2 protein-coding genes are annotated in these 2,134 nt (G+C 72.1%); both read left to right on the plus strand.

Going from position 1 to position 2,134, the window contains the following annotated elements; all coding sequences use genetic code 11:
- On the plus strand, positions 1–1,014 hold a 1,014-nt coding region (locus tag OCW50_RS32900), incomplete at its 5' end, for an SIS domain-containing protein (RefSeq protein WP_262300388.1).
- The coding region (nagA, locus tag OCW50_RS32905; RefSeq protein WP_262300389.1) for an N-acetylglucosamine-6-phosphate deacetylase at positions 1,014–2,134 on the plus strand (1,121 nt) is incomplete at its 3' end. The genes OCW50_RS32900 and nagA, both read left to right, overlap by 1 nt.

Raw genomic sequence — 2,134 nt, forward strand, 5'->3', positions numbered from 1 at the left:
ATGCTGCGCGAGGCGCAGGAAGCCCCGCAGGTGGTCGCGCGCCTGCTCGAGAGCAACGCTCCCCTGTGCCGCGCCCTCGGCGAGCGCCTGCGCGCTGAGCCGCCGCCTTTCGCCGTCACCTGCGCGCGCGGCAGCTCCGACAATGCCGCGACCTTCGTCAAATACCTGCTCGAGATCCATTCGGGCCTCGTGACCGCGTCGGTCGGCCCGTCGGTGACCTCCGTGTACGAGGCGCGCCCGCGCATGCGCGACGCCCTGTTCCTGGCCGTGTCGCAATCGGGCCGCAGCCCCGACATCCTCAACCTCGCCCGGGCCGGGCGCGACGACGGTGCCCTGACGGTGGCGCTCGTCAACGACACGACCTCGCCGCTCGCCTCGACCTGCGAGATCGTGCTGCCGCTCCATGCCGGCCCCGAGAAGAGCGTGGCGGCCACGAAATCCTTCATCGCGGCGCTGGCCGCCGGTCTTCAGCTCGTGGCGCACTGGTCGCAGGACCGGGCGCTTCTGGAGGCTCTCGACACCCTGCCGGACGTGCTCGCCCGGGCGTCGGCGACCGACTGGTCGGCGGCCTTGCCCGAGCTGTCGGACGCGGACAACCTGTTCGTCGTGGGGCGCGGCGTCGGCTTTGCGGTCGCCCAGGAGGCGGCCCTCAAGCTCAAGGAGACATCCGGCGTCCACGCGGAGGCGATGAGCGCCGCCGAGCTGATGCACGGCCCCTGGACGCTCGCGGGCGACCACTTCCCGATCCTGGTGCTGAGCCAGCGGGACGAGACCTTGAGCGGCGTGAACGACCTGGTCACGAAGCTGAACGAGCAGGGCGTCCCGGTGATCGTCGCCGGCGCCGCCGAGGGGCCCGCCACCGTGGCGCTGCCGGGCGTCGAGGATGCGCATCCCTATCTCGCGCCCCTCGCGCTCATCCAGAGCTTCTATCCGCTCGTCAACGCCATTGCCCTTGCGCGCGGCCGCAATCCCGACAGCCCGCCGCGCCTGCGCAAGGTGACGGAGACCGTCTGATGGCCATCGCCCTCGTGGGAGCGCGCGTCTTCGACGGCGCGCACATGCTCGACGGCCGCGCCGTCGTGGTCGAGAACGGCCGCATCCTCGGCCTGCCGCCGGAGCAGGATCTCGGCACCGGCCTCGAGCGCCGCCGGGTCGAGGGTCTGCTCGCCCCCGGGTTCATCGACGTCCAGGTCAACGGCGGCGGCGGCGTGCTCTACAACGACGTGCGCAGCCTCGAGGGCATCCGGACGATCGCCGCGGCGCACCGGGCCTACGGCACCACCGGTCTCCTGCCGACCTTCATCACGGATACGCGCGAGAGAATGGCCGAGGCCGTGGAGGCGATGCGCGTCGCTTTGGCCGCCCGCGTCCCGGGCGTTCTCGGCATCCATTTGGAAGGCCCCTTCATCAGCCCGGAGCGCAAGGGCGTGCACGATCCCGCCTTCATGCGCCCGATGGAGGACGAGGACATCGCGATCATGACCTCGCTCACCGAGGGCCGCACCCTGGTGACGCTGGCGCCCGAGCGCAACAGCCTGGAGGCGATCGCGCGGCTGGCGGAAGCGGGCGTGCTGGTCTGCGCCGGCCATACGGCGGGCGATTATGCCACGGTCATGGAGGCGGTCCGCCACGGCCTGCGCGGCTTCACCCATCTCTACAACGCGATGCCGCCGCTCGCCGGCCGCGATCCGGGCCCGGTGGGCGCGGCCCTCGACAGCCCGGACACCTGGTGCGGGCTCATCGTCGACGGGCACCACGTGAGCGCCGCCGCCCTGCGGGTCGCCATCGCGGCCAAGGGCCACGAGCACATGATGCTGGTGACCGACGCCATGGCGGTGACCGGCACGGACCTGACCGGCTTCGAGCTGCACGGCCGCACGATCTATCGCCGGGACGGACGGCTCACCACGGCGGACGGGACGCTCGCCGGGTCCGACCTCGACATGGCGGGCGCCGTGCGCAACAGCGTGGAGCGCCTGGGCCTTGCCCTGCCGGACGTGCTGCGCATGGCATCGCTCATCCCGGCCCGGTTCCTGCGCCTGGACCATGAGATGGGCCGCATCGCCCCGGGCTATCGCGCCGACCTGGTTCTCCTCGACGAGGCCCTGCAGGTGAAGCAGACCTGGATCGGCGG

The organism is Microvirga sesbaniae (genome assembly GCF_025460805.1).
Taxonomy (GTDB): Bacteria; Pseudomonadota; Alphaproteobacteria; order Rhizobiales; family Beijerinckiaceae; genus Microvirga; species Microvirga sesbaniae.